This is a genomic window from Azospirillum sp. RU38E (genome assembly GCF_900188385.1).
Classification (GTDB): Bacteria; Pseudomonadota; Alphaproteobacteria; order Azospirillales; family Azospirillaceae; genus Niveispirillum.
On record NZ_FZOI01000019.1, the window covers coordinates 40,296 to 66,571 of the forward strand.

The 26,276-nt window shown below is 64.0% G+C and carries 24 protein-coding genes; 8 read left to right on the forward strand and 16 right to left on the reverse strand.

The window, feature by feature from the left end; genetic code table 11:
- Positions 1-84 precede the first annotated feature (84 nt).
- From idi to bchF, 15 genes are all read right to left on the reverse strand, one after another.
- Entirely contained in the window at positions 85-636 is a 552-nt protein-coding gene (idi, locus tag CHB97_RS21785; RefSeq protein WP_244559659.1) for an isopentenyl-diphosphate delta-isomerase, read from the reverse strand.
- Positions 637-666: 30 nt separating this feature from the next.
- On the reverse strand, positions 667-1,884 hold the full coding sequence (hemA, locus tag CHB97_RS21790) for a 5-aminolevulinate synthase (protein ID WP_089290123.1): 1,218 nt from the start codon (positions 1,882-1,884) through the stop codon (positions 667-669).
- Positions 1,885-1,915: 31 nt separating this feature from the next.
- The gene (gene puhE / locus CHB97_RS21795) at positions 1,916-2,713 is read right to left on the reverse strand and encodes a putative photosynthetic complex assembly protein PuhE (protein ID WP_089290124.1); all 798 of its coding nucleotides are present in this window, start codon (positions 2,711-2,713) and stop codon (positions 1,916-1,918) included.
- Between the two features lie 6 nt (positions 2,714-2,719).
- Positions 2,720-3,826, reverse strand: coding sequence for a magnesium-protoporphyrin IX monomethyl ester (oxidative) cyclase (acsF, locus tag CHB97_RS21800; RefSeq protein WP_089290125.1), 1,107 nt, complete (start codon positions 3,824-3,826; stop codon positions 2,720-2,722).
- Positions 3,823-4,128 (reverse strand): hypothetical protein, encoded by a 306-nt coding sequence (locus CHB97_RS21805; protein ID WP_089290126.1) that lies wholly within the window; start codon positions 4,126-4,128, stop codon positions 3,823-3,825. Before CHB97_RS21805 ends, acsF begins: the two co-directional genes overlap by 4 nt.
- Positions 4,125-4,622, reverse strand: coding sequence for a photosynthetic complex assembly protein PuhC (puhC, locus tag CHB97_RS21810; protein WP_244559660.1), 498 nt, complete (start codon positions 4,620-4,622; stop codon positions 4,125-4,127). The genes CHB97_RS21805 and puhC overlap by 4 nt, the downstream gene beginning before the upstream one ends.
- A gap of 6 nt (positions 4,623-4,628) precedes the next feature.
- Entirely contained in the window at positions 4,629-5,288 is a 660-nt protein-coding gene (gene puhB / locus CHB97_RS21815; RefSeq protein ID WP_089290127.1) for a photosynthetic complex putative assembly protein PuhB, read from the reverse strand.
- Positions 5,285-6,070 carry a photosynthetic reaction center subunit H gene (gene puhA, locus CHB97_RS21820; RefSeq protein WP_089290128.1) on the reverse strand — a complete coding sequence of 262 codons (786 nt, stop codon included), beginning with the start codon at positions 6,068-6,070 and terminating at the stop codon, positions 5,285-5,287. Before puhA ends, puhB begins: the two co-directional genes overlap by 4 nt.
- Positions 6,071-6,108: 38 nt before the next feature.
- Positions 6,109-7,548 (reverse strand): BCD family MFS transporter, encoded by a 1,440-nt coding sequence (locus tag CHB97_RS21825; protein ID WP_089290129.1) that lies wholly within the window; start codon positions 7,546-7,548, stop codon positions 6,109-6,111.
- A complete protein-coding gene (bchM, locus tag CHB97_RS21830; RefSeq protein WP_089290158.1) occupies positions 7,545-8,258 on the reverse strand; it encodes a magnesium protoporphyrin IX methyltransferase in 714 nt (237 codons plus the stop codon). The genes CHB97_RS21825 and bchM overlap by 4 nt, the downstream gene beginning before the upstream one ends.
- Before the next feature lie 14 nt (positions 8,259-8,272).
- Positions 8,273-9,091 (reverse strand): ferredoxin:protochlorophyllide reductase (ATP-dependent) iron-sulfur ATP-binding protein, encoded by an 819-nt coding sequence (bchL, locus tag CHB97_RS21835; RefSeq protein ID WP_244559666.1) that lies wholly within the window; start codon positions 9,089-9,091, stop codon positions 8,273-8,275.
- Between the two features lie 107 nt (positions 9,092-9,198).
- The gene (locus tag CHB97_RS21840) at positions 9,199-12,972 is read right to left on the reverse strand and encodes a magnesium chelatase subunit H (RefSeq protein ID WP_089290131.1); all 3,774 of its coding nucleotides are present in this window, start codon (positions 12,970-12,972) and stop codon (positions 9,199-9,201) included.
- Positions 12,944-14,470 carry a ferredoxin:protochlorophyllide reductase (ATP-dependent) subunit B gene (gene bchB, locus CHB97_RS21845; RefSeq protein WP_089290132.1) on the reverse strand — a complete coding sequence of 509 codons (1,527 nt, stop codon included), beginning with the start codon at positions 14,468-14,470 and terminating at the stop codon, positions 12,944-12,946. The genes CHB97_RS21840 and bchB overlap by 29 nt, the downstream gene beginning before the upstream one ends.
- Positions 14,467-15,768, reverse strand: a complete 1,302-nt coding sequence (locus tag CHB97_RS21850; RefSeq protein ID WP_089290133.1) for a ferredoxin:protochlorophyllide reductase (ATP-dependent) subunit N — start codon at positions 15,766-15,768, stop codon at positions 14,467-14,469. The genes bchB and CHB97_RS21850 overlap by 4 nt, the downstream gene beginning before the upstream one ends.
- Positions 15,765-16,304, reverse strand: a complete 540-nt coding sequence (gene bchF / locus CHB97_RS21855) for a 2-vinyl bacteriochlorophyllide hydratase (protein WP_244559661.1) — start codon at positions 16,302-16,304, stop codon at positions 15,765-15,767. Before bchF ends, CHB97_RS21850 begins: the two co-directional genes overlap by 4 nt.
- Positions 16,305-16,698: 394 nt before the next feature.
- Between bchF and CHB97_RS21860 the strand changes: the two genes are divergently transcribed.
- The 6 genes from CHB97_RS21860 (at position 16,699) to CHB97_RS21885 (ending at position 23,037) form a co-directional block, all read left to right on the forward strand.
- Positions 16,699-17,481, forward strand: a complete 783-nt coding sequence (locus CHB97_RS21860) for a cobalamin-binding protein (protein WP_089290134.1) — start codon at positions 16,699-16,701, stop codon at positions 17,479-17,481.
- 23 nt (positions 17,482-17,504) lie between these two features.
- A complete protein-coding gene (gene ppsR / locus CHB97_RS21865) occupies positions 17,505-18,914 on the forward strand; it encodes a transcriptional regulator PpsR (RefSeq protein ID WP_244559662.1) in 1,410 nt (469 codons plus the stop codon).
- Positions 18,915-19,219: 305 nt separating this feature from the next.
- Positions 19,220-20,140: a chlorophyll synthase ChlG gene (gene chlG / locus CHB97_RS21870; RefSeq protein ID WP_089290136.1), complete on the forward strand. Its 921-nt coding sequence runs from the start codon at positions 19,220-19,222 to the stop codon at positions 20,138-20,140.
- A 10-nt stretch (positions 20,141-20,150) separates the two neighbouring features.
- Positions 20,151-21,536, forward strand: a complete 1,386-nt coding sequence (locus CHB97_RS21875) for a BCD family MFS transporter (RefSeq protein WP_244559663.1) — start codon at positions 20,151-20,153, stop codon at positions 21,534-21,536.
- Positions 21,537-21,539: 3 nt separating this feature from the next.
- The gene (locus CHB97_RS21880) at positions 21,540-22,754 is read left to right on the forward strand and encodes a geranylgeranyl diphosphate reductase (RefSeq protein WP_089290137.1); all 1,215 of its coding nucleotides are present in this window, start codon (positions 21,540-21,542) and stop codon (positions 22,752-22,754) included.
- Positions 22,738-23,037 carry a hypothetical protein gene (locus tag CHB97_RS21885; protein ID WP_089290138.1) on the forward strand — a complete coding sequence of 100 codons (300 nt, stop codon included), beginning with the start codon at positions 22,738-22,740 and terminating at the stop codon, positions 23,035-23,037. The genes CHB97_RS21880 and CHB97_RS21885 overlap by 17 nt, the downstream gene beginning before the upstream one ends.
- Here the strand turns inward: CHB97_RS21885 and CHB97_RS21890 are convergent.
- Entirely contained in the window at positions 23,004-23,450 is a 447-nt protein-coding gene (locus CHB97_RS21890) for a TspO/MBR family protein (RefSeq protein ID WP_089290139.1), read from the reverse strand. The genes CHB97_RS21885 and CHB97_RS21890 overlap by 34 nt on opposite strands.
- Before the next feature lie 80 nt (positions 23,451-23,530).
- Here CHB97_RS21890 and CHB97_RS21895 point away from each other — a divergent pair, with 80 nt between their 5' ends.
- Both CHB97_RS21895 and CHB97_RS21900 read left to right on the forward strand, forming a co-directional pair.
- A complete protein-coding gene (locus CHB97_RS21895; protein WP_244559664.1) occupies positions 23,531-23,998 on the forward strand; it encodes a cytochrome c family protein in 468 nt (155 codons plus the stop codon).
- A 180-nt stretch (positions 23,999-24,178) separates the two neighbouring features.
- Positions 24,179-26,086, forward strand: a complete 1,908-nt coding sequence (locus CHB97_RS21900; protein WP_089290141.1) for a 1-deoxy-D-xylulose-5-phosphate synthase — start codon at positions 24,179-24,181, stop codon at positions 26,084-26,086.
- The last annotated feature ends 190 nt before the right edge of the window (positions 26,087-26,276 follow it).

The following is a 26,276-nucleotide window of genomic DNA, read 5'->3' on the forward strand; positions in this document are numbered from 1 at the left end:
TGGACTTTCATTTAATTGTCATCAGGCATGACAGCGGGCTTAATCACCGCCAAAGCGGATTGACATCACGGCCCAAGCAGACGCTCAGGCCACCTGTGCCGGCCGGTCGAAGGACAGGTCGGGGAAGCGCTGCAGGTAAATCCGCAGCCAGGGCGTGAAGCTCTCCGGCTGGCTGGCCACTTCCCGCCGCAACTCCGTCAGGCTGATCCAGCGCGTCGCCGCAACCTCGGCCGGGTCGGGCGACGGCACCAGACGGGCATGATCGGCCGAGGCGCTGAACAAGGTCACCCGTTCATGCTCCCGCAGCCCCTCCCCGACATCGGCGGCGTAATCCACCGTCTGGTGCCGTTGCAGCGGCAGCGAAATGCCCAATTCCTCCCGCAATCTGCGCGCAGCGCAGGCTTCCACCGTTTCCCGCCAATGCGGATGGGTACAGCAGCTATTAGCCCACAGGCCGGCGCAATGATATTTACCCAATGCCCGGCGCTGCAACAGCAGCAGATCGCCATCGAAAACGAAGACGGACACGGCCAGATGAAGCTGGCCAGTGACATGCGCCGCCATTTTCTCAATCGGAAACAGCGATCCGTCCGGGGCCACCGCCGGAATGATGATCGGCTTTTCGATCATATCCATGGACGCCCCCTGCTGCTGCGCGCGCCCCCGTCAGGCAACCTGACGGGCCAGGGCGCATTGTGACCAGAGCGAGGATAGCGCGTCGGCCAGATGGCGGATATCGGCGTCGCTATGCAACGGCGTGGGCGTGATGCGCAGCCGTTCGGTGCCCACCGGCACGGTGGGGTAATTGATCGGCTGCACATAGATGCCGAACCGGTCCAGCAGAATGTCGGAAATCCATTTGCACTTGGCGGCATTGCCCACCATCACCGGCACAATATGGCTGGGATTAGACATATGCGGGATGCCGCGCGCGTCCAGCGCCTGGCGCACCTTGGCCACGGCGGCCTGGTGGCGGGTGCGTTCCACCGGGCTTTCCTTCAGATGCCGGATCGCTGCCGCCGCCCCCGCCGCCAAGGCCGGCGGCAAGGCGGTGGTGAAGATGAAACCGGAGGCAAAGGAGCGCACGAAATCAATCAAGGTTTCCGACCCGGTGATATAGCCGCCCATGACGCCATAGGCCTTGCCCAGCGTGCCCTCAATCACCGTGATGCGGTCCATCAGCCCTTCCCGTTCGGCCACGCCGCCGCCGCGCGGCCCATACATGCCCACGGCATGAACCTCATCCAGATAGGTCAGCGCGCCGAATTCATGTGCGACGTCGCAAATCTCCCGGATCGGCGCGATGTCGCCATCCATGGAATAGACGGATTCAAAGGCCACCATCTTGGGCAGCGTCGGATCATCCGCCGCCATCAACTGGCGCAAATGCCGGTAATCATTATGGCGGAAGATGCGGCGCGTGCAGCCGGAATGGCGGATGCCTTCAATCATGGAGGCATGGTTGAGCGCGTCGGAATAAACAATGATCCCCGGAATGCGCGCCAGCAGCGTGCCCAGGGCCGCCCAGTTGGAGACATAGCCGGAGGTGAAGATCAGGGCTGCTTCCTTGCCATGCAGGTCGGCCAGTTCGCGTTCCAACAGCACATGATAATGGTTGGTGCCGGAAATATTGCGGGTGCCGCCGGCGCCGGCCCCGCATTTGGCGATGATCTCCGTCATCCGGGCAGTCACCTTCGGGTGCTGGCCCATGCCCAGATAATCATTGGAACACCAGACGGTGACGTCCCCCGTCTCCCCATCGCCCCGGTGGACGGTCGCGGTCGGAAAGGCGCTGCATTGACGTTCCAGCTCAGCGAAGACGCGGTAATTGCCAGCGGTTTTCAGGTTGCTCAGTGCTTCCTGCATATGGGCGAAAACGTCCATCTCTATCCCCTTTCCATCCCTGTAACCCGGTTTATGGCTGTTTGTCGGTTGCGTGTTTCACCCTGCCCGGCACCGCCCAGCGCCACAGCGCCGTGTCGGATACCGGCAGGACAAGGACCAGATGTTCCAGAATGGCCAGCGCCATGAAGGTCGCCAGCAATGAATGTCCAACCACGGAATGATCCTCTGTCGCCCGATGGGCCCAGAAGACCAGCAGAATGAACAGCGACACCGCCCCCGCCATCAGCAGATAGAAAAGCGGCGTCAGCCGGTCAGTCTTGAAATAGCTTTTCAGATGCGCGATGCGGCGCGGCATCAGCTCGCTGACCGCATTGGGCGCGCCGAAGAAGATCAGCAGCTTGGCGGAAATCCGCATCCCCCACAGCAGGCCGAAAGCCGCCAAGCCGAAAAGGTTCGGTCTGTCCGCCAGGGCAAACCACAGGGCAAAGCCCGTGATCAGGATGGCGATTTCATGATCGCAGATCGCCTCCCACGCCGCGCGGAAGCGGGCGAAGCCTGCCAGCGATGGCGGGCATTCGCCTGCCCGGCCGCCCATCAGCACGCCCGTCAGAAATGCCGCCTCATGCCAGGCCCAGACCAGCAGTGCGCCGAAGAACCCGGCATAGGAGCCCAGCGGCGTGGTCTCCCCGGCCCCGAACCACATCAGGCCGAGGCCGGCACCGCCGAACAGGGTCATGACTGGCATGACCTGCCCCGGTCCCCAGCCGCCGCGTTCCGTGCGGTGGACCATGGCCAGCACAAGCCCGGTCGACAGCCACCAGACGATGACGGCAATCAGCACAACGATGGCCGGGTGGGCGAATTCCATGGCGCCCTACCAGACCGGCAGCAGGCGGGAGGTCGCGGGGATCGCGTTTGCCTTGGACGGGATCATATACATGCGCAGGAAATTGCCGCCCGCCGCCGCCGCCCACCAGGCCTTGGTGACCGCCCCCACCACACCCCCGCGCTGCTTGGCGGCGATGATGCGGCGGTTGATGCGCTCCATGCGCTTGAACCCTTCACGCAGGGCATCATTATCCAGATCCAGCACCAGCGGGAAGCACTGGCGCGAAATCTCCGATGTCAGGCGGAAAACCCGCATATCGTAATCATCGATATCCACACCCATGGCGGCATGGAATGCCGGTCGCATATGGTCGCGCACATACATGGTGGTGAAGACGGCCAGCAGGAAGAACTTGATCCACAGCTTGTTGACACCCTGCAACAGCCGTTCATCGGAGCGGATGATCAGGGAAAACGCCTCCCCATGGGAGAATTCGTCGTTACACCATTCCTTGAACCATTTGAAAATCGGGTGGAACCGGCGGTCCGGGTGCTTTTCCAGATGGCGGAAGATGGTGATATAGCGGGCATAGCCGATCTTTTCCGACAGGTAAGTGGCGTAATAAATGAATTTCGGTTTGAAATAGGTGTATTTCTTGGCCTTGGCCAGAAAGCCCATATTGACGCCGATGCCGAAATCCTTCAGCGCATCATTGATGAAGCTGGCATGGCGGGATTCATCCCGGCTCATATAGCCAAACAGCTCGCAGATTTCCTTATTTGTGCCCCGACGCTTCATTTCCTTATACAGCACGCAGCCGGAAAATTCCGACGTCAGGGAGGAGACGAGGAAATCGATCAGTTCCTCCCGCAGATCGGCGGGCAGGTCATTAATGTCGATATTGTCCCAATCGGCATTGCGGCGAAAATGGCCCCGGTTGGGATCGTTGCGCATCTGGGCAATCAGCCCATCCCATTCCGCCCGCACCGGCTCCACATCGATCTTGTCCATCTCGTCAAAGTCGGTGGTGTAGAAGCGTGGGGCCAGCATGGTGGAAACCAGCGCGCTGCGCGTGGTGTCATTGACCGCGGCCAGCTTTTCCTCAATGGAGGGTTCATGGTCGGGGAGATCGGCCCTCACTGCGTTGCTCATGACAATGCCCTCTCCGTGAAGTTGAATTCGCACAGTTCCAGCATGTCCAGGTCGCCGGTGGCGCGGGTCCAGGCGCGTTCCAGCACACCGGCACGGGTGATGGTGGCCCGGCGGCGGAAGCTCTGGCTTTCGCCATAGGGGATTTGCACCGGCGCGCCATGCACCAGCACCTCATCCCCTGGATGGATGATCACGCCATTGTCAAAGCGCAGATGCGCGCCCAGCGCCTCGAACGTGTTGTTGATCTCAATGGTGCAATCGACACTCTCGCGCCGTCGCATCAGGGCAAAGACGGGGTTCATGGCTTTCCTCCCCCTTGCGGGCCAAGCAAGGCGGCAAAGGCCGCCGCATTGTCGCGGCCAAAGGCATCCAGATAGATGCGCTGGCCGGTGGCCGTGTCAGACAGGCTGACCCGGCCGTTTTCCCAGCGGATCAGGCGATAGGCGGCCCCCTTGGGGGCGGCGGCCACATCGCGCATCCGCTCAAAGGCCCGCAGCGACCCGCGCACAAAGCCCCCTTGATCGGGCGGATATGCTGCAATCACCGCCCCCGTTGCCGCATCGGTGACGACAACCTGATCGCCAGGGGCGCGGGTGATGGTGATATCGCGCACGGCCAGCGGCCGGCTTGCCCCCTCCCGCACCACGCCGATGCCCGTTACCTGGCCGAACAGCACGGCAGCGGTGGCGAACAGCAGAAAGGCGGCGGCGGCCAGCAATATCCAGCGCGGAAACCGGCTGGTCGCCCGTCGCTTCCGGCTGTCGAAATAACCCAGGCTGAGCGCGGATCGCATCATCCCCCCCTATTCCGCATCCAGGGCGTGCGGCATGGCAGCAAGCCCATTGGCGGCGACCGGCAGCGACCGAACCTTGGCATTCTGGCCATAGGCCATGGCCAGAATGGCGGCGACAGCATCGGCATCGGCCAGACAGATCAGGGCGGGTTCCGGCGCGGCGAAGCGCCAGCCGCGCACATGCGGCCATTGCACCATCCAGGACAGGCGATAGCCAGGGCGCAGCGCCAGGGCGATACTGCCGGCCGTGCCGCCCAACCGGCCCAGCGCCAACGCGTTGATCTGGGTGAAGGGCAGGTTCAGGCTCATGGACAGGGCCACGCCGAACCGCATCACCACCCGCTGGCTGGTGATGGTGTAAAGCGTCGTCCGCTCCACCCCCCAGGCGAACAGTTCCAGCAGGCCCAGCGCCAGCGCCGCCAGGGCAATCAGCACGGCGACGGAGAACAGGATGCCGCCCAAAGGCTGGCCATCGGCCCAGCCGGCAGCGGCGGTCCACAGCGCCAGCAGCAGGAAATAGCCGCCGACCCACAGGCTTTTCAACACATGCCTGGCCACCAGCCGGGCGGCGGGGCGCCCCTGCCAGAGGATTTTCTCCCCCGCCGGCAGGTGCCCCGGCAATCCAGGGATCGGCTCTATCTCATGTTCACGGGCGACGAACTGTTTCACAGCAGCGGCTCCTGTCTGTCACTCACCGCGTACAGCAGACCGGCACCGTAATAGGCGGCGATCTTGTCCTCCTCCCGCAGCGTCACGGTGCCGGTCTGGGCCGTGGCCGGCACGTCGGCGAACTGCGCAGCGGTGATGGCGTGGACATAAAGCTGTCGGCGATTGCCGCGCCCGCTGCGGATCACCACGAAGTTATTGGGCAGCAGCACGTGGCGTGCCCCCTCGCCCGTGCCCAGCGCTACCTCGTAATAGCGGATCAGTTGCTCAGACCGATCAACCCAGACATCGCTGACCGTTCCCGCCTGCTGGCCATCACAGGCCACCACCGGTAGGCCACGCGGATCGGTCTGCCCCGCCGCAATGGCGAAACCCTCGGCATGGCGCAGCGGCACGATGCGGGGATCGCCATGGGCGGTCATATCCGGCCGTTCCGCCCGTTCCGCCCAGGAACCGGGGCCGATGCCGGCCAGCAGCGGGTTGCCGAGAGGTTCCAGCGGATATCCCGACGCCTTGGCGATCCGGCGTCCCGACAGGGGCCTTGTGTCGCGTACAAAATCCGGCACCTGCTTGGTGCCCTGGCCATGGGGCAGGATGAAGGTTTTCTTCGGTGGGATGAACAGGAAGGGGTTTTTGTTGAACCGCCCCGTCGCGTCATCCTCCAGCGGATAGCCTTCCCGCCGATCCTCCTGCCGGAGGTACCAGAGAAGGCCGGCAAAGAAGATCCAGAAGGCATAAAGCACCATCTGGGCCACATCGAGGCTGCCGCCGAGAGAACCGATCATCTTTGTCCCTCCCATTTATAAGGCGCTGGTGCCGGCGGTCAGCCGGGCATCTCCGCCAGGCCCAAACGCATGTCATGTGAACCGCTCGCCCGATAGCGCCGGCCCGTCAGCGGGCCGATGGCGGCGAGGCAGACAAACAGCAGCAGAATTTCGAGCGCATAGACGGTGAGATAGCCCGCCGCCCTTGTCACCATCGCCTCACCCAGCGCGCCCTTCAGCGCCAGATTGTTGATGGCATTCTTGATCACCCCGCCCGCCAGCAGGCTGCATCCCATGGCCGTGGCCTGGACGGCACCCCAGGCCCCCACCACCATGCCACTGTCGGATCGGGCGGAAATCGCCATCGCCCCCAGCAGGGTGCCGACGGAAAACAGCCCGCCCCCGATCCCCACGCCGGCCGCCCCCGCATAGAACAGGCTGTGCAGTTCCAGCGGTTCGGCCAGGATGATGGCCGAAAAGGCGGTAATGCCGATCAGCAGGCCGCGCGCGGCGATGCGGTACATCTGCCCACCTGATTGCAGGCTTTTTGCCGCCCAGATAAAACCGATCATAGCGCCCGCCGCCCACAGGCCGGTCAGCAGCGTTGTCCGCCCCACCGACATGCCGAGAATTTCGCCGCCATAGGGTTCCAGCAGAATATCCTGCATGGAGAAAGCTGCCGACCCCACCGCCACCGTCAGCAGCAGGCGCAGCGTTCCCGGATCGCCGCGATAACGGCTCAGCGCTTCCCAGAAACCGGCGCGGTCGCCCCGGGTCGCCGTGAAGGCCGGGTTGCGCGCCTCCTGCTTCCAGATGGCGATGACATTCAGGGCGATGGTGAAGACCGCCGTGCCCTGGATCACCTGGATCAGATGCTTGGGCGAGAAATCCACCAGGGCGACGGCATAGAAGGCCGATGCGCCCATCATGCCGACCAGCAGCATGACATAGAGCAGGGCCACCACACGCGGCCGCTTTTCCGCCGGCACCAGATCGCTGGCCAGCGCCAGACCGGCTGTCTGGGACATATGCATCCCGAACCCGGTCAGCATGAAAGCCAGACAGGCCCCCACGGCCCCCGCCCATTCCGGCCCCAATGTCTGTGATTGCAGCAGCAACAGGGCAAACGGCATGATGGCCAGCCCACCAAACTGCAACAGGCTGCCCAGCCAGACATAGGGCACCCGCCGCCAGCCCAGCACGGACCGGTGCGTATCCGACCGGTAACCGAAGAACAGCCGCAAGGGGGCCGCCAACACCGGGATGGCGATGGCGGCAGAGACCAGTTCGACCGGAACCCCCAGTTCAACAATCATCACCCGGTTCAAGGTGCCGTTCAGCAGCACCATCACGCAGCCAGCCGAAATCTGGAACAAAGCCAGCCGCAGCAGGCGGGCCAGCGGCATTTCCACCGACGCCGCATCCGCGAACGGCATGTAGCGGGTGCCCAGCTTCTGCCAGAGCCCGATCATTTTGCGGTTGGCGGCGGCGAGCTTCATGGCCGTGTGACCTCCATCGCCTGGGATTTATAGAACCCGATGGAAACCCGTTCCGTCCGCCCCACCGACCAGCCCGCCATATCTGGCTGGGCGACAAGCCCTGTGACCAGATCATCCGTATCCACCGGGTAAATCGCGGGGGAGCGGTTGGCGCGCGGGAAGGCGCGGCCGGCGGCCAGCATGGTGCGCAGGAAGCGCGAACCCGGTGCCAGGGTGAAGGCCAGTTTACGCTCCGTGCGTGCCGCCAACTGTTCCAACAGCCGCGTCGCATGGGGGGCGTCGTAATGGATCAGCACATCCATGGCCACCACGGCGTCAAAGCGACCATGGCGGGGGTCCAACATATCACCGCTGGCAAAGCGCAGCGTGCCGGTACGACCGCCAACCGGGCATTGGTTGGTGGCGCGCTGGCGGGCGAATTCCACCATCTGGGCCGACAGGTCGATGCCCAGCACATCCGCGCCGCGATCCGCCAGTTCCAGCGACATCACGCCCGACCCACAGCCGGCATCCAGAATGCGCCAGCCGGTCAAATCCTGCGGCAGCCAGCCCAGCAACGTGCGGCGCATCAGGTCGCGGCCCCGGCGCACGGTGGCGCGGATGCCGCTGACCGGCTGTTCCCCCGTCAGTTTCTTCCAGGCATCCAGCGCGGTGCGATCGAAATAATGTTCGATCTCCCCAGTCCGGCGTATGTGGTCGACATGTGTCATCGTGGCGGCCCCCATCACTCGAAGCCCAGGAAATCGAAAATGTCGCGGTCCTTCATCGGCTCCACCAACAGCCCCGGCGTTCCAGCCCACAGTGTTTCGGCCAGTTTCAGATATTCCTGCTGGATGGCCTTGATCTCCGGGCTGTCGCCCATTTCAAACAGCGTGCTTTTCTTCAGACGGCTGAGGCGCACCTGATCGCTGTCCGGGATATGGGCCAGACGCTTCAAGCCGATGGCGGCGTTGTAGCGGTCGATCTGGTCGGTTTCCCGCGACCGGTTGGCGATCACCCCACCCAGGCGTACCTCGTAATTCTTCGACTTGGCCTTGATGGCGGCCACAATGCGGTTCATGGCGAAGATGCTGTCGAAATCATTGGCCGCGACGATCACGGCGCGTTCGGCATGTTGCAGTGGGGAGGCAAAGCCGCCACAGACCACATCGCCCAGCACGTCGAAGATCACGACGTCGGTATCATCCAGCAGGTGATGTTCCTTCAGCAGCTTGACCGTCTGCCCCACCACATAACCGCCACAGCCCGTGCCCGCCGGCGGCCCGCCGGCCTCGATGCACTGCACGCCGTTATAGCCCTGGACCATGTAATCCTCGGGCCGCAGTTCCTCGGAATGGAAGCCCACCTTCTCCAGCACGTCGATGACGGTGGGGATCAGGCTTTTGGTCAGGGTGAAGGTGGAATCATGCTTGGGATCGCAACCGATCTGCAGCACCCGCTTGCCCAGCAGGGAGAAGGCAACCGCGAGGTTGGAGGAGGTGGTGGATTTACCAATACCGCCCTTGCCATAGACGGCGAAGACCTTGGCACCATCAATCTCCATGGTCGGGTCGAGATGGACCTGAACACTGCCCTCCCCATCCGCACGCTCGCGCAACGACTGGACCAGTCTTGCATCGCGTTCCACGGTCTTTGTGTTGATCTGAATGTTCATTCGGCAGCCTCCCTTGCCACGCCTTCCAGACGGTCTTCCAGCTCCTCACCGGCCCGTTTCAGGGCGGCGAGGGTCTCGGTGTCCGGCTGCCAGTAATTGCGTTCATGCGCCTCCATCAGCCGGGCGGCGACCCGGGCGGTGGAGGCGGGGTTCAGGCTCGACAGACGCTGGCGCATCTGGGGATCGAGCACGAAAGTCTCGGTCATCTGTTCATAGACCCAGGGGTCCACGCCGCCAGCGGTCGCCGACCAGCCCAGCGTGTTGGTCACCTGTGCCTCAATATGGCGCACGCCCTCGTAGCCATGCTTCAGCATCCCCTCGAACCATTTCGGGTTCAGGGTGCGGGTGCGGGTTTCCAGGGCCACCTGTTCGCCCAGCGTGCGAACCTTGCCTTCACCCTGCGTCTGGTCGGAGATGAAGACTGGCAGGGCGGCATCGCCCTTGGCGCGGGCAACCGCCTTGGTCAGGCCGCCCAGCGTATCGAAATAATGTTCGATGGTGGTGACGCCGACCTCAACAGAATCAAGGTTCTGATAGGCCATGTCCACCTCGCTGAGGATGGAGTCCAGCACAGCGGCCTGGTTGCTGGTCTTGCCCTTGCGGTTGATGGCGAAGCTCTTGCGCTGGGTGTAGGTCTCGGCGATCTCCTCATCATCTGTCCAGGCAGAGGAGCCGATCAGCATATTCACATTGGCGCCATAAGCCCCTTCGGCATTGGAGAAGACGCGATAAGCCGCTGCCTCCAACACGCAGCCATGCGTCTCGCAATAGGCCAGCGCGTGCTTGCGGATATAGTTCATTGTGACCGGTTCATCCGCCGTGGCGGCCAGATAGCTGGCCTCCGCCAACATGCTGGCCTGGATCGGCAGCAGGTCGCGGAAGATGCCGGACAGGGTCATCACGGCATCAATGCGGGGCCGCTTCAGCTCTGCCAGCGGGATCAGTTCCGCCCCGCAGACCCGGTTATAGGCATCCAGCCGGGGCCGTGCCCCCATCAGGGCCAGCGCCTGCGCCATGGGCGCGCCGCCGGTTTTCAGATTATCGGTTCCCCAGAGCACGATGGCGACCGTTTCCGGCAGCCGTCCGTCGATCTGGCGATAGCGCTCCAGCACCTTGGCCGCCTGCCGTTCCCCATCCTGCATCGCATAGGCGCTGGGGATGCCGAACGGGTCGAAGCCATGGATGTTGCGCCCGGTGGGCAGCAGATCGGGCGTGCGCAGCAGGTCGCCCGACGGCGACGGCATGATGAACCGCCCATCCAGGGCACGGACCAGACCGTCCAGTTCCTCATTATGCAGCAGGCCAGCGTTCAGGACCGACAGCCGCGCCACGGTGGCGCGCTTGCCCTCCTCCGCGCCGCGCAGGGCCATGTCGATGGTGCGGCGGTCCTGATCCACGATGGCGGTGGTGAGCGCGGTATCGCCGCGCAGGAAGGCCGCGTCTTCCATGCCGGCCACGACATGATCCAGCAGTTCCAACCGTTCCGCCCGGCCCATGCCCTGGCCCGCGACATGCAGCCCGTGCGGGATCAGCGCATATTCCAGCTCCAGCATCTGCTGCATCAGGTACTGCACCACTTGCGCTTCATCGGCATCGGGCGGGGCGGGGCTGAGGTCCAGCTGTTCGGCCTGCACCCGGATCAGCGCCATCATGCGACTGCGTTCCGCCACCGCATCCGGCTCTGTCGCGCGATAGCGGTCCAGGCTGGTCTTCAACTCGCTCAAGCCCTTATAGAGCCCGGCCTGGGTGATGGGCGGGGTCAGGTAGGAGACGAGCGTGGCCGCCGACCGCCGCTTGGCAATCGAACCTTCGGACGGGTTGTTGGCGGCATAGAAATAGAAATTGGGCAAGGCCCCCAGGATACGGTCCGGCCAGCAGGTGGCCGACAGGCCCGTCTGCTTGCCGGGCATGAATTCCAGCGCGCCATGCGTGCCGAAATGCAGCACGGCATCGGCCCGGAACGTTTCCCGCAGATAGGTGTAATAGGCAGCGAAGGCATGGTTGGGGGCAAAGCCGCCCTCAAACAACAGGCGCATCGGGTCGCCCTCATACCCGAAGGAAGGCTGCAGCCCGACCAGCAGATTGCCGAACTGCCGGCCCAGCACAAAGATGCCGCGCCCATTGCTGAGGATACGGCCCGGTGCCGGGCCCCATTGCACCTCGATATCGGCCAGATGGCGTTCGCGGCGCACATGATCATCCGCCGGCACGATGGCGTAAACATTGGCCTCCGTCCCGTGGAAGGCGGCATTGCCCTCCAGCAGCAGAATGCGCAGTGCCTCCACGCTGTCAGGAACCGGGACGTCATAGCCCTCGGCGGCAAGCCGCTGCATGGTGGCGTAGAGGCTTTCAAACACGGCCAGGAAGGCGGCGGTGCCGATGCTGCCGCTGTTGGGCGGATAGTTGAACAAGGTAACGGCGATGCGCCGTTCCCGCCGTACTTTGCGGCGCAGATCGACCAGGGCGGCCAGCCGGTTGGCCAGCAGCTCCACCCGCTCCTCATCCGGCTGCATACAGGCGCGGGTGGCGGGGCATTCGCCCAACTGCCGGGAACAGGTGCAGGGCTTGGCCTTGCCCCCACCTTCCGACCGACCACCGAAAACCATGGAGCCGGTGGCCCCATCCAGTTCCGGGATCGCGACCATCAAGGTGGTTTCAATCGGTGTCAGGCCCTGGCCGGACTTCTGCCAGCCTTCCTTGGTCTGGAACTCTGTCACGAAGGCCGACAGATAGGGCACGTCCAGCTTGCCCAGCGTGCGCGCGGCGGCGGCGCTGTCGCTATAGGCCGGGCCGCCCACCAGGGAAAAGCCGGTCAGCGAACAGAGCGCGTCAATGGCCGTGCCGCCGCTGGCCGGGTCCATATAGCGATCAATCGCGCCGCGCATGTCCAGCCCGGAACAGAAGGCCGGCACCACCCGATATCCCCGCCCCTCCAGTGCCGCAATCACCCGGTCATAATGGGCGGTGTCGCCGGACAGGATATAGGTGCGCATCAGCAGCAGGCCGATGGTGCCCTTCGGCGCCACCGGCTTTGGCAGTGCCGCCAACTGTGTGGTGACGCGCGGCTTCAGGCGTGGGTGGTACAGGCCAACATCGGGATATTCGACAGGGTCGCCGACGGTGACGCGGCCTTGCAGGCCCTTGCGGTCGCCCCGGGCATATTTGGCCACCAGCAACCGCACCATGTTAGCCACATTCTCTTCCGAGGCGGCGATGCGGTATTGCAGAGTCAGGAAGTAGTTGCGCACATCCTGGGCCGTACCGGGGATGAAGCGCAGCAGTTGCGGCAGGCGGCGCAGCATGGCCAATTGCCGTTCGCCGGCCGTCTTGCCGCTGTCCTTGCCGCCGCGGGAGCTGGACCCGCGCAGCTTCTTCAGCAGCGCCAGGGGGCCTTTCTGCTCACCGCTCATCCGGAAGCGGCCCATGCTGGTGAATTTCATGATCATGCCGGCCGACATGCAGCAGACCATGGCATCACACTCGCTGTGCCGGGCCTCCAGCACATCGGCGATGGCCTTCACATGCTCTTCCACAAAGATCATGGAGACGATGATGATATCGCCCGCCAGAATGTCCGCCCGGCAGGCGGCCAGCCGGCCCGCATTTTCCGCCCAGTCGGTGGCGGCATGAACGGTCAGCGTCAGGCCCGGCAAGTCCCGCACCAGCGCCAGACGGGCAGCATCCACCGCGGCCACGATGTGGTTATCCAGCGTCACCAGCACCACCCGAACCGGGGTGCTGTCAGCGGGCGAAATGGGCTTTCGCGTCATACAGCGTCTCCACGGTGATCGGGTGTATCCCCTTGCCCTGGGCAAAGAGTTCGGTATTGCGCCGGGCCTTGCCCCGGACAAAGAAGGGAACCTTCTGCAGCTCCCGTTCGGCCTCCAGCGTCCAGGTGGCAATCACCCCGGCGGGTGCCGTCTCGACAGGGGCGGCCGCCGGCTTGGGCGCCTGCGGATGCAGGTGGGAGGCGGCGGCCCCATCATTGAATTCGAAATCGTCACGGAACATCTGCAACAGATGTTCCTCCAGCCCCATCATCAGCGGATGGACCCAGCTGTCGAAGATGACATTTGCCCCTTCGAACCCCATCTGCGGGGAATAGCGGGCCGGGAAATCCTGCACATGCGTCGGCGCGGAAATGACGGCACAGGGCACGCGCAGCCGCTTGGCGATGTGCCGTTCCATCTGGGTGCCCAGCACCAGTTCGGGCCGGGCGGCGACGATAGCGGCTTCCACCTCCAGATGGTCGTCGCTGATCAGCGCCTCCACCCCGTACTTGGCCGCCGCATCGCGTACATCACGGGCGAATTCGCGCATATAGGTGCCAAGGCCGCAGACGCGAAAACCCAACTCTTCCGACGCGATGCGGGCAGCGGCGATGGCATGGGTGGCATCACCGAAGATGAAAACCCGCTTGTTGGTCAGATAGTTGCTGTCGATCGACCGGCTGTACCAGGTCAGCCGGTCACGGCGCAGGCCCTCCCGCACCGGCAGACCGGCCAGGGCCCGCACCTCAGCCAGGAACTGCTCTGTCGCCCCCACACCGATGGGAATGGTCGATACGAACGGCATCCCATGCGCGGTTTTCAGCCAGCGGGCCGTGACATCGGCAATTTCGGGATAGAGCACGATGTTGAACGCCGCTTCCGGCAGGCGTGCCAGATCGGCCGGTGTCGCCCCCAGCGGGGCCACGACGCGCACATCCAGCCCTTCATCGGTCAGCAGCCTGACAATCTCCGTCACATCATCACGACAGCGGAAACCGAGTGAGGTCGGCCCCAGGATGTTGCAACTGTTGGCCGGGATGTTTTCCGGGCGTGGGCTCCGGCCCACGAAGGCGCGGACCAGACGATAAAACGTCTCCGCCGCCCCCCAATTCTCCTTCTTCTGATAAGAAGGCAGCTCCAGCGGCACCACCGGCACCGGCACATCCAACGTGCGGGCCAGCCCGCCGGGATCATCCTGCAACAGTTCCGCGGTGCAGGACGCACCCACCAGCAGCGCGTCGGGCTTGAAGCGCGCCACCGCCTCACGGCAGGCATTCTTGAACACATCCGCTGTCGATCCTGCCAGATCGCGGGCCTGGAAGGTGGTGTAGGTGACAGGCGGGCGCGATGGCCGGCGTTCGATCATGGTGAACAGCAGGTCGGCGTAAGTGTCACCCTGCGGCGCGTGCAGCACATAATGCACACCCTGCATCGAGGCGGCGATACGCATGGCGCCCACATGCGGCGGGCCTTCATAGGTCCACATGGAAAGCTTCATCGCGCCGCCTCCCGGCGGTCGGCACCGCCCGTCAGGATGGCATGGCGCATCAGCGGCCGGGCGAACAGCTCGGCCAAATCGCCCGCCTGTTCAAAGCCCTGGATGGGGGTGAAGCTGAATTCAATGGACCATTTGCTGACCCGCCCCTCCGCCTCAAACGGGTTGGCAAGGCCAAGGCCACAAACGATCAGGTCGGGGTTGGCGGCGCGGCAGCGGTCAATCTGCCGGTCGACATCCTGCCCTTCGGAAATGGTCACGCCCGCCGGCAGCAGGGCCAGTTCGCCCGCCACATGCTCCCGGTGCAGATAGGGGCTGCCCACCTCCAGCAACGCCACCCCCATTTCGCGGGAGAGAAATCGGGCCAGCGACGGCTCCATCTGGGAGTCGGGGAAGAAGAAGACGCGGCGTGCTTGCAGCCAGGGCCGGTAATGCGCCATGGCCGCCGCCGCGCGCCGCTTTGGCTGCGCCACCACGGCATCGAACCGGGCCGGGTCGACCCGGAAAGCGGCGCAGATGGCCCGCAACCAAGCTGATGTCCCCTCCGCCCCCAGCGGGAAGATGGCATCGATCCGCCTGGCACCGCGTGCTTCCAGTGCCGCCGCCGTGGCGCCCAGATAGGGCTGGGCCAGGATGAAGCGCGTCTCCGGCCCGACGCACAGGCCGTTGATGGCATCACGGCCGGGCAGGAACACAACCCCGGTCAGGCCAAGTTCGCTAAACAGGCGGGCAAACTGGTCTTCCACCACATCGGCCAGACAGCCGGCCACCACCAGCTTGGCGGCGGCACCGGCGGGCCGGCTGGTCGCCTTGTCGGCCACCAGGGCGGCCAGGAAATTATCCTCCCCTTGAGTGAAGGTGGTTTCGATCCCGCTGCCGGAATAGGCAATCACCCGGTGACGCGGGGCGTGACGTGCATTCAGCCGGGTCGCCGCCCGAGTCAGATCAAACTTGATCACCTCCGACGGGCAGGAACCGACCAGCACCAACATGCGGATATCGGGCCGGCGTTCCAGCAGGCGCGCCACCACCCCATCCAGCTCATCATGCATGTCGGCCATCCCGGCCAGATCGCGTTCTTCCATGATGGCGGTGGCAAAGCGCGGTTCGGAAAAGATCATCACGCCCGCCGCCGATTGCAGCAGATGCGCACAGGTCCGCGACCCCACCACCAGGAAAAACGCATCCTGCACCTTACGGTGCAGCCAGATGATGGAGGTCAGGCCGCAGAACACCTCATGCTGGCCGCGCTGGCGCAGGGGGGCCGGTTCGGCACAGGTGGCGATATCGGGCAGGGTCATGATGCCCCTCCCGCCGCCGACAACCCGTCATGGATGTTCTCGACGCCCGCCACCCGGCGGGCTGCATCCAGCCGGGCCAGCCGCAGTTTCCAGACAAACTGCCCGGCATTGATGAGATAGGCGGCGTAGGCGGCCAGCGCCAGGACCATCAGGCCATCGGCCCCCAGCCCGCCCTTCCACAGGGCCAGCAGATAGGCGCTGTGCAGCGCCAGCACCAGCATGGAAAAGACATCTTCCCAGAAGAAGGGCCGGGCGAAGAGATAGACGCCGAAGACCTGCTTCTCCCAGATCGAACCGGTGATCATGATGGCGTAAAGGGTGAGTGTCTTGATCACCACCGACATCTGCGCCAGCCCCAGCCCATCGCCGGTGGCGAGATAGCGCAGGATCAGACCCAGGCTGACCAGGAATACCAGGAACTGGACAGGTGCCAGCACGCCCTGCACCCGGGTCCACCCGCTTGCATCACGCCGCCGCCGTTGCGCGTCGGTGTAAAGGGCCGGGCCCGGATGCGGTTGGTGGTTCTTGCCAATCACGCTCTCTCCTTCTCCCCAGACGGGTTCGGCGGGGCTGCGGGGATGGGAAAGAGTACGCTGTCAAAAACCAAAGTGTCAATCTTGGTTGACGTAAATTTTTATTTACATTTCTCGTCATGCTGGCCATTCTGAAGCCGCTTGCAAGTGTGCCCAGGGCAGAAACCCTGCCTGCACCTGGCGGCGCGCATTCTCTGGATCGAAAGGGGGGCGTTTCCGCGAACGGCACATGACCAGAATATTGAACGCCCCTGACAGAACCTGTCCTGACCGGATGCCCCTGCTGGGCAGGGGCACGCATACCGGTGTAGCGCTTGCCCCGCATGATCAAGGAGAGTACCTAGCAACAAGCGAACGGGAACGGCTCCGCCGCATCATCCAGGGGACCGTGGCGTCAATGACAGCCGAAAAGCTGGCAGCGCGGTATGAGATGGGATTGGAGCATGATCGTCGATACGACGCAGCTCTGGCGGAATTCTGCGCCCAGGTGGTGCGCCCCCGGATAAGGGCGGCTGCGCTGTACCGGTTCCTGCACAGCGAATTGCCGGGCGATCAGCCGGAAATCGTCAAGGTTCTGTTCATTGAGGCGGTGGCCCGCCAACTGGGCCGGCAATGGATGCAGGGTGACTGCGGATTCGTGGATGTCACCATCGGTACCGCCCGCTTGCAGGAAATCATCCGCCTGTTATCGTTTGATTTCCGCAACCGGCAGCCCCGCAGCTGGGTGCCATTCGTGGTGCTGCTGACCCCGGTGGGGGAACAGCACACGCTGGCCCAGCATATCCTGGGGCTGCTGTTCGATGCGATGGGCTGGACCAGCCAGATTCTGGAAGGAAAGGCCCTGCAGGGGGCTGGGCTGCGCTCCACCCTCAAACAGGCGGATATCATCTGCATCGGCTGGAGCAACCAGCGCCTTAAAAAACAATTCCAGGATATTGTCGGGATCATCCGGTCGGTGGAGAGCGGTTCGCGGACACCGATTGTCGCAGGGGGGGCGGCAGCGCTGGATTCCGTTGATTTTCTGGTGGGCTTGGGGATTGACTGCATATGTGACAGTGTTTATTCCGCTTCACGGATTTGTGAAAAGTTTTACGAACTTGAAGCCGTCGGTCAGCAAACATCAGCCTCCAGTCAACAGTTCATGGTCAGTTCGGGCGGACCTGATTGGTTGTCCCCATGAAGCCCCTAAATGGTAAGAACAGGATGCATGGCGTCGAAGTTGCAGCCGGTCTGCTGAAGTCGCTTGATGCCGATGCCATCGTGGCCCTGGTTGGCCTTGGTGCCGATATCGTTATTCTGATGGATCAGGATCAGAAGGTCGCGCGCCTGCAATATGCCGATCCTGAAATCGGTTGCTATGGTCTGGCCAAGGCGGTGGGCAAGCGGCTGCAGGATCTGGTGACCATCGAATCCGTGCCGAAGGTCGATTCCATGTTGTCGGATGCCGGCACCGCCCGGCACGCGCGCGGCTATCAGATCAACCACGCGTGCGACGGCAAGCCGGACCTGCCGGTGCTCTATTCCAGCGTTGCCGTGGCGGGCACGCCCTACACGCTGGTGGTCGGGCAGGAACTGCGCCAGCAGATGCTGGACCAGCAGCGGCTGGTCCAGACCCAGATGGAGCTGGAGGCCGATTATCGGGAATTGCAGGAGGCGGAAGCGCGTTATCGCACCGCCTTTCGCGTTTCCGCCATTGCCCATGTCATGCTGGATGGTGAGCGCAAGACGGTGCTGGACGCCAATGCCGCCGCCATCAGCCTGATCGGCGGCGGCACCACAGCCATCATCGGCAAGCCGTTCCGCGACCTGTTCCGCAAGCAGGACCGGGACCTGCTGAGCGATGCCATCGGGGAGGCGCGGCACAGCGCCAGCCCCGTCCGGCTGGATACGCTGAAGACGGTGAAGGGGGATGCAATCTCCCTCAATCTCCGCTCCTATCGGGAAAATGGCGTCACCAACCTGATCATCTCCGCCTGGGCCAGCGGCGATGCGCTGGAGGCCAAGCGGCAGCAGGCGGAAAAACCGGGCGCGCGGCCGGCCGACCTGTCCGATGTGCCGGAACCAGCGGTGCAGACCAACGACCACGGCCAGATTCTGGCCGCCAACCCCCTGTTCCTTGATCTTGTCCATGCCCCCTCCCTTGGGCAGGTGATCGGCCGCAATCTGGGAACCTGGTTCGCCAAAACCTCGCTGGATCTGCATGTGCTGGTCTCCCGGCTGGCAGAGGAGCAGATGGTGCGCGGGTTCAGCACGACGCTGACCGACAATCTCAGCGGTGACCGCCCGGTGCTGATTTCGGCCCGGCGCAACCCGGAAACCAGCCATACCCAGTTGATTTTCGTCACCCAGCCGCCCAGTGCTGAGCGGATTGCCATCCCGTCCCCCGGCACGCCGGAACAGGCCGATGGTTTCGCCAACCTTGTCGGCCGGGTGCCGCTGAAGGATCTGGTCCGCGAATCGCTTGAGGTGATCGAGAAGATTTGCATCGAAGCGGCCCTGGATCAGACCAATAACAACCGGGCATCGGCCGCCGAAATGCTGGGCCTGTCACGCCAGAGCCTCTATATCAAACTGCGCCGGCACGGCCTGGAAGATTACCGCCCATCCAACTGATGCTTTCCTTAGAGCCTGTCCAGGAATTTTCACTTCTTTTCCAATATCTTAACCGTCATTCCCGCGAAGGCGGGAATGACGGTAGAGCAAGGGCAAGGTCTCGAAAGGCAGGATAGCTTTCGGGCCAGACACTGAGAACCACCGCCAACACCCCCTGTCCCGCTGCCCCGCTGCCCCGGCACAGCGGGAACGAATAGGCTTTGGTTACACAGACCCTCGCAGCCAGTGTCAACACCGATACGGATTCAAATACATAAGTGTCAATTCAAATTGACACTCTACTGAGGCGGGCATAGCATCGCCGCATGGACATCACCCGCACACAGACCTTGCGACGTGACTGGCCGGGCCCCGCTGCGGTGCTCGCGCTGCTGAAGCCCATTACCTGGTTTCCACCCATGTGGGCCTATGGCTGCGGGGTGATTTCATCGGGTCAGGGGCTGGAGAGTGCGGCCCTTGCCGCGATGCTGGGTATCCTGCTGGCAGGCCCCCTGCTCTGCGGTACCAGCCAGGCGGTAAATGACTGGTTTGACCGGCATGTCGATGCCATCAACGAACCGGATCGCGTCATCCCGTCCGGCCGAATGCCGGGGCGCTGGGGGCTTTATATCGCGCTGGCCATGTCGGCCCTGTCGGCGGCGGTGGCGGCCTTGCTGGGGCCGCTGGTGTTCCTGGCGGCGCTGGCCGGGCTGGCACTGGCCTGGGCCTACAGCGCGCCGCCCTTCCGCTTCAAGCAGAATGGCTGGATCGGCAATGCGGCGGTGGGGCTGAGTTATGAAACCCTGCCCTGGATCACCGCCGCCACCGCCATGACCGGCCTGATGCCGGCGCCGGCGGTTCTGCTGGTCGGCCTGCTCTATGGCATCGGCGCCCATGGCATCCTGACGCTGAATGATTTCAAATCGATCCGCGGCGACACAGCGATGAAGATCGCCACCCTGCCGGTTCTGCACGGCGCCCCGGCAGCGGCGCGGATCGCCTGCATCATCATGGCCCTGCCGCAACTGGCGGTGATCGGGCTTCTGGTCCATTGGTCCCTGCCCTGGCACGCCGGCGGTCTGGCGCTGCTTCTGGCCGTGCAGCTGGCCGCTATGCGGCGCTTCCTGGCCGATCCGGTGGGCCGGGCGGTCTGGTATTCCGCCGTCGGTGTCGGTCTCTATGTCATCGGCATGATGCTGGCCGCCTTCGGTCTGCGTCATGCCGCGCTCGTCACCATTCCGGGTTGAGGAGATTGCCATGAGCATGAGCGCGCCGGCCCTGTCGCCTGACAGGGCCTCCCCGCGGCTTGGGTTCCGGCCGGGGCTTGGCTGGCTGGATATCCTGCGCCTGGGTCTGGTGCAGGCCGCACTGGGCGCCATCGTGGTCCTGACCAATTCCACCTTGAATCGGGTGATGATCGTTGAATTGGGGCTGGCCGCCATCATCCCCGGCCTGCTGGTCGGGGTGCATTATGCGGTGCAGATCACCCGCCCGCTCTGGGGGCACCAGTCGGACACGGGCGGATCTCGCACGCGCTGGATTCTCATCGGCATGGCATTGCTGGCACTGTCCGGCACCATGGCATCGGCCAGCACCCTGCTTTTCGCACAGAGCCCGGCGCTGGGGCTGATCGTCGCCTTCATCGCCTATATTCTGATCGGTATCGGCATTGGGGCCAGCGGCACCTCCCTGTTGGCGCTGCTGGCCCTGCGCACGCCGCCGGAACGGCGCGCCACGGCCGCGACAATCACCTGGATGATGATGATCCTGGGGATCATCATCACCTCGATTGTCACCGGCATTGCCCTGGAACCCTATTCCCATCTGCGGCTGGTGCAGGTGACGGCGGCCACCGGGGCGGTGGCCTTCGGCCTCACCGGGCTGGCCGTACTGGGTATTGAGCGCAAGCCAGCCCTCTCCGCCCCCCAGGCGACCGCGGGCACAACTGCCCGCTTCAGTGACAGTTTGCGGGAGGTCTGGCACGATGGGGAGGCACGCCTGTTCACCCTGTTCATCGCCATGTCGATGCTGGCCTATTCCACCCAGGATTTGATCCTGGAGCCCTTTGCCGGGCTGCTGTTCGGCCTGTCGCCCGGCCAATCCACCCAATTATCCGGGATGCAACATGCGGGCGTCTTTGCCGGCATGGCGGTGGTAGGGCTGGGCGGGTTGATCGTCGGCCCCAGGGTGCCCAACCTGTCGCGGATTTTCATCATCGCCGGCTGCGTGGGGTCCGCCGCCGCGCTGACGCTGCTCTGCTTGGCGGCTTCCATGGCACCCGATTGGCCGCTGGCCGTGAATATCTTCGGGCTGGGCTTTGCCAATGGCATGTTCGCAGTGGCCGCCATCGGCACCATGATGGCGCTGGCGGCCCAGGGGCAGACGGGCAATGCCGGGATGCGCATGGGCGTCTGGGGGGCAGCGCAGGCCATCGCCTTCGGGCTGGGCGGGCTGCTGGGCAGCATCGGCGTGGATATCGGCCGGCGGCTGACCGGTGCCGATGGCAGCGCCTTTGCCCTGGTTTTCGCGCTGGAAGCCGTGCTGTTCCTGCTTTCTGCTGCCGTGGCCCTGCGCATCGGCCGCGCGGGCAGGCTATCGCACCCACCCGCACCCCGCCCCCACAGTCTGCAGCCGGCGGAGTGATCCATGGCGGAAGCCAGCAAGCTTTATGATGTGGCGGTGATCGGCGGCGGCCCCAGCGGGGCCATGGCCGCCGAATGGCTGGTCGAAAAAGGCTATCAGGTGCTGCTGGTCGATCCCGGCAACCGGATCAAACCTTGCGGCGGGGCCATTCCATCGCGGACTTTGCGGGATTTCGCCATACCGGAGGAGTTGCTGGTGGCCCGCGTGGCGGCCGCCCGCATCATCGCCCCTTCCGGCCGCACGGTGGAGATGCGGATCGGCGATATCGGCTTTGTCGGCATGGTGGATCGGGCCAGCTTCGACCCTTATCTGCGCCAGCGGGCGGCACAGGCCGGCGCCTGCCTGTTCACCGGCAAGCTGACCGCCCTGGAGGAGGCGGCCGACCGGACATTGCGGCTGACCCTTGCCGCCAATGACGGTACCAGCAGCAGCCTGCAGGCCCGTTTGGTGATCGGCGCGGATGGTGCCAATTCCACCGTGCGCCGACTGATGTTCCCGGCCCGTCAGCGCCCACCCTATGTCTTTGCCTGTCATGACGTGATTGAAAGCCCGACGACAGAAGAAGGTGCTGCCTTCACCCCGGATCGCTGTGATGTGATCTATGATGGCCGCATTTCCCCGGATTTTTATGGCTGGGTCTTTCCGCATGGCAGGCTCACCTCCGTCGGCTGCGGATCCGGCGTGAAGGGCCATGATCTGCGCAGGGCGACGGCGGATTTGCGTCAGGCCGCCGGCCTGAGCGGTTGCCGGCTGGTGCGCCGGGAAGGCGCGCCGTTGCCCCTGAAACCGATGCGGCGCTGGGACAATGGGCGCAATGTGCTGCTGACCGGCGATGCCGCCGGCACCGTGGCACCGGCTTCCGGCGAAGGCATCCATTATGCCATGCTCTGCGGCCGGCTCTGCGCACAGGCGGTGCATCAATGCCTGGAAACCGGCAAACCATCCGCCTTGCGTCAGGCCCGCCGCAGCTTCATGCGGGACCATGGCCGGGTGTTCTTCATCCTTGGCCTTTTGCAGGCCGTCTGGTACCGCAACGACCGGTTCCGGGAGAAATTCGTCGCCATGTGCGCCGACCCCGACGTGCAGCGCCTGACCTGGGAATCCTACCTTAACAAGGCTTTGGTGCGGCGTGATCCGCTGGCCCATCTGCGCGTCTTCTTCAAGGATCTCCGGGCTTTGCTCGGCATTCCGGCAGGTGGGCATGGCCCTGTTGCTTGACGGGTTGGCCAATGGCTGGATCAGCCTGTTCGCCATCCTGGTCCTGTGGGTGGAGACGGCGGCCCTCTCCCTGCTCTCCCCACAGCGATGGCGGCGCTTCCGCGCGCTCTGCCCCAATGCCCTTTCCGGTACCTGCCTTCTTTGCGCCCTGGGGCTGGCCCTGCGCGGTCAGGGCCCTATATGGATTTTGGCCCTGCTGGCGGCGTCGCTGGTCGCCCACGCGGCCGACATTCTGATGCGCCGCCAGGATCAGGGCCGGCTGTTCAGCCGGAGCACGGAGTAATTAAGGAAACCCGCTGTGGTAACCCACACAAGATAAGGGAGGAAAAGCAGCGCCGCCAAGTCGGAAACCGGCCAGGCTGTGACGATGAAACCCAGGATCGACAGCCAGAGCAGGGCGATATCGCCCAACGCCAGCCGCATCCGGCGCAGGCCGAAAAACATCCAGGACCACAGGGCATTCACCACAATCTGAAGGCCCCAGAACAGGATGGGCAGCGACCAGCCGGCCAGGCTCCAGACAAGCCAGCCAGCATAGGCGATGGCGGCATAAAGCAACGTCCACACCACCGGGAAGGCCCATTTCGGCGGGGTCCAGGCCGGTTTCTGCAAGCTTTCATACCAGTCGCCGGGCTTGAAAATGGCGCCGCTGGACGCGGCGACGATGACAATCAGAATGAAGGCAAAAGCCGCCATAGCAGGATCCTTTGACGGGACGGGCGTTTACGACAGTAAACCAACCGTGACAGTACGCAACGATCTGATCGCCCCACCGGATGGCAGCGGCCCGGGCAAATGATCGTCCAGAAGGCAACCGCGTTCCAGAGACGCATATTCGCTACGGGAGATCGCTTATGTCGAAGTTTCTCGCATTTGCCTGCGGCTTGGCACTGGTGCTGATGCCAAATATCGCCCCCGCCCAGGAAGGGGATGCCGCCGCCGGCAAGCTTGTGTTCAACAAATGCATGGCCTGCCATAATGTTGAAAATGACAAGCCCAAGATGGGCCCATCGCTGATGGGGCTGTTCGGCCGGCAACCGGGAACGGTCAGCGGCTTCACCTATTCCAAAGCCATGGTGGATTTCGGCGCCGGAAAAACCTGGGATGAGGCGCTGCTGAAATCCTATCTTCCCAACCCCAAGAATCTGGTCAATGGCACGAAAATGGCCTTTCCCGGCCTGAAGACAGATAAGGAGATCGCCGACGTAATCGCCTATCTGAAGCAGTTCAGCCCCGGGAAATAGTACCGAGGGAAATAGCAAATTCGCCGTCAAGTGTAAATAAAAGTTTACACCTGCGACAAGTTGCCGGAAGATGGTCCCTGTCACGCCCTGCCGCAAAGGCCCCGGGCGTTCATGCAAAAAATGACGGCAGGGACCACCTGCCGGCGCAGGGTGGTTGCACCCGGCGCGGGAGGGTACGCAATGCGCCAATTACCCCCAGCATCCAGGACACCGCTGCTTGATGGTATCCACGATCCGTCTGACCTGCGCCGATTGTCGGACGGTGATTTGTTGAGTCTGGCGGATGAGGTGAGAGCGGAAACCATCGGCGTTGTCGCCGAAACCGGTGGCCATCTTGGCTCCAGCCTTGGCGTGGTTGAACTCACCCTGGCCATCCATGCCGTCTTCGATACGCCGCATGACAGGCTGATCTGGGATGTGGGGCACCAATGCTATCCGCACAAGCTGTTGACCGGCCGGCGCGAGGCGATGCGGGCTTTAAGGAAAAAGGGCGGTGCCTCGGGCTTTACCCGCCGCAGCGAAAGCATCCATGATCCGTTCGGGGCGGCACATTCCTCCACCTCCATCTCCGCCGGGCTCGGCTTTGCCGTGGCGCGCGATCTGGGGGCGGCGGTCGGGGATGTTGTCTGCGTCATCGGTGATGGCGCCCTGTCCGCAGGCATGGCGTTTGAGGCGATCAACAATGCCGGCGCCCTGGGCCGCCGGCTCTTTGTCATCCTCAACGACAATGCCATGTCGATTTCACCGCCCATCGGGGCCCTGGCCGCCCATCTGGAACGGCTGGCCGAACCCGTTCGGGCCGGTGCGGAAACAGGCCCTGGCGGTAATGCCACGATGACCAGCCTGTTCGAGCAGATGGGTTTTGCCTATCATGGCCCCGTGGATGGCCATGATCTGCCGGGCCTGCTGCGAATTCTGCGCCAGTTGAAGGAAGGGGCAGACGGCCCCGTGCTGCTGCATACCATCACCCGCAAGGGTGCGGGCTATGTCCATGCCGAACAGGCGGCTGACCGGCTGCATGGCGTTGCCCCATTCGATATTGACACAGGCGTGCAGACAAAGCCGCGCAGCACCGCCCCCAGCTATACCAAGGTCTTCGCCACGGCGCTGGTGGCCGAGGCGGCGCGCGACCCCAGCATCGTGGCCATCACCGCCGCCATGGCGGCAGGCACCGGGCTGGATATCTTCGCCCGCAGCTTTCCCGACCGGGCCTTTGATGTCGGCATTGCCGAACAACATGCTGTCACCTTCGCGGCCGGTCTGGCCGCCAGCGGGCTGCGCCCTTTCTGCGCCATTTATTCCACCTTTCTGCAGCGCGCCTATGACCAGATCGTCCATGATGTGGCGCTGCAGGGCCTGCCGGTGCGCTTTGCCATCGACCGGGCCGGGCTGGTCGGTGCCGATGGGCCGACCCATGCCGGCGCTTTCGATATCGGATACCTTGCCAACCTTCCCGGTTTCACCGTGATGGCAGCCAGCGACGAGGCAGAGCTGATGCATATGGTTGCCACCGCCGCCGCCCATGACCGGGGACCCATCGCCTTCCGCTATCCACGCGGGGACGGTTCTGGTGTGGCCCTGCCGGCACGCGGGACGGTTCTGCCGATTGGCCGGGGGCGGGTGGTGGAAAATGGTTCAACTGTCGCCCTGCTCTCCTTCGGGACGCGTCTTGGCCAGTGCCTCGCCGCACGCCAGGCGCTGGCCGCCCAGGGCATCTCCGTCACCGTGGCGGATGCACGCTTTGCCAAGCCCCTGGATAAGGCATTGATCGATGATCTGATCTCCCGGCACCGGCTGCTGGTCACCATTGAAGAGGGGGCAACCGGCGGCTTCGGCGCGCTGGTGCTGCATCATCTGGCCGCGCGGGGCATGTTGGATGGGCGTTGCGCGGTGCGGACCATGACGCTGCCCGACAGCTTCATCGCCCATGCCGCACCGGAGCAGATGTATGCAGAGGCGCGGTTGAATGCCGCGCATATTGAACGGCTGGTCATGGGTGCCCTGGCGCACGCCCAACGGCGCCGCCTTTCCCCCAGGCGACACCAGCTTGGCCCCGATCCGACCCCGCGCACCATCGCGGCGGAGTGACCTGTCACGGAGAATCAATGATAAATATCAATTTGATGATGAAAAAAATTGCAGAAATGCAGGGATGCAGTAAACTTTGCCGATGAGGAAGGCGAACTTCCCAGGCTGATCACCCGGGGGGGGACATGGCCGATAAGGATGATAACGGGACCGGCGGATCACCAAACCCGGTGCGTCCCAGCCAATCAGC

What these genes read in the sequence shown, in the direction of transcription:
- CHB97_RS21880 (WP_089290137.1), top strand. Translation starts at nt 21,540, where the DNA reads ATGGCGGAAGCCAGCAAGCTTTATGATGTGGCGGTGATCGGCGGCGGC.
- puhC (WP_244559660.1), bottom strand. Translation starts at nt 4,622, where the DNA reads ATGATGCGATCCGCGCTCAGCCTGGGTTATTTCGACAGCCGGAAGCGA.
- puhE (WP_089290124.1), bottom strand. Translation starts at nt 2,713, where the DNA reads ATGGAATTCGCCCACCCGGCCATCGTTGTGCTGATTGCCGTCATCGTC.
- CHB97_RS21875 (WP_244559663.1), top strand. Translation starts at nt 20,151, where the DNA reads ATGAGCATGAGCGCGCCGGCCCTGTCGCCTGACAGGGCCTCCCCGCGG.
- CHB97_RS21840 (WP_089290131.1), bottom strand. Translation starts at nt 12,972, where the DNA reads ATGACGCGAAAGCCCATTTCGCCCGCTGACAGCACCCCGGTTCGGGTG.
- CHB97_RS21850 (WP_089290133.1), bottom strand. Translation starts at nt 15,768, where the DNA reads ATGACCCTGCCCGATATCGCCACCTGTGCCGAACCGGCCCCCCTGCGC.
- CHB97_RS21890 (WP_089290139.1), bottom strand. Translation starts at nt 23,450, where the DNA reads ATGGCGGCTTTTGCCTTCATTCTGATTGTCATCGTCGCCGCGTCCAGC.
- bchB (WP_089290132.1), bottom strand. Translation starts at nt 14,470, where the DNA reads ATGAAGCTTTCCATGTGGACCTATGAAGGCCCGCCGCATGTGGGCGCC.
- ppsR (WP_244559662.1), top strand. Translation starts at nt 17,505, where the DNA reads ATGCATGGCGTCGAAGTTGCAGCCGGTCTGCTGAAGTCGCTTGATGCC.
- CHB97_RS21860 (WP_089290134.1), top strand. Translation starts at nt 16,699, where the DNA reads ATGACAGCCGAAAAGCTGGCAGCGCGGTATGAGATGGGATTGGAGCAT.
- CHB97_RS21900 (WP_089290141.1), top strand. Translation starts at nt 24,179, where the DNA reads ATGCGCCAATTACCCCCAGCATCCAGGACACCGCTGCTTGATGGTATC.
- CHB97_RS21805 (WP_089290126.1), bottom strand. Translation starts at nt 4,128, where the DNA reads ATGAACCCCGTCTTTGCCCTGATGCGACGGCGCGAGAGTGTCGATTGC.
- idi (WP_244559659.1), bottom strand. Translation starts at nt 636, where the DNA reads ATGGATATGATCGAAAAGCCGATCATCATTCCGGCGGTGGCCCCGGAC.
- chlG (WP_089290136.1), top strand. Translation starts at nt 19,220, where the DNA reads ATGGACATCACCCGCACACAGACCTTGCGACGTGACTGGCCGGGCCCC.
- bchM (WP_089290158.1), bottom strand. Translation starts at nt 8,258, where the DNA reads ATGACACATGTCGACCACATACGCCGGACTGGGGAGATCGAACATTAT.
- bchL (WP_244559666.1), bottom strand. Translation starts at nt 9,091, where the DNA reads ATGGAGATTGATGGTGCCAAGGTCTTCGCCGTCTATGGCAAGGGCGGT.
- CHB97_RS21825 (WP_089290129.1), bottom strand. Translation starts at nt 7,548, where the DNA reads ATGAAGCTCGCCGCCGCCAACCGCAAAATGATCGGGCTCTGGCAGAAG.
- CHB97_RS21885 (WP_089290138.1), top strand. Translation starts at nt 22,738, where the DNA reads ATGGCCCTGTTGCTTGACGGGTTGGCCAATGGCTGGATCAGCCTGTTC.
- CHB97_RS21895 (WP_244559664.1), top strand. Translation starts at nt 23,531, where the DNA reads ATGGCAGCGGCCCGGGCAAATGATCGTCCAGAAGGCAACCGCGTTCCA.
- puhA (WP_089290128.1), bottom strand. Translation starts at nt 6,070, where the DNA reads ATGATCGGTTCTCTCGGCGGCAGCCTCGATGTGGCCCAGATGGTGCTT.
- hemA (WP_089290123.1), bottom strand. Translation starts at nt 1,884, where the DNA reads ATGGACGTTTTCGCCCATATGCAGGAAGCACTGAGCAACCTGAAAACC.
- acsF (WP_089290125.1), bottom strand. Translation starts at nt 3,826, where the DNA reads ATGAGCAACGCAGTGAGGGCCGATCTCCCCGACCATGAACCCTCCATT.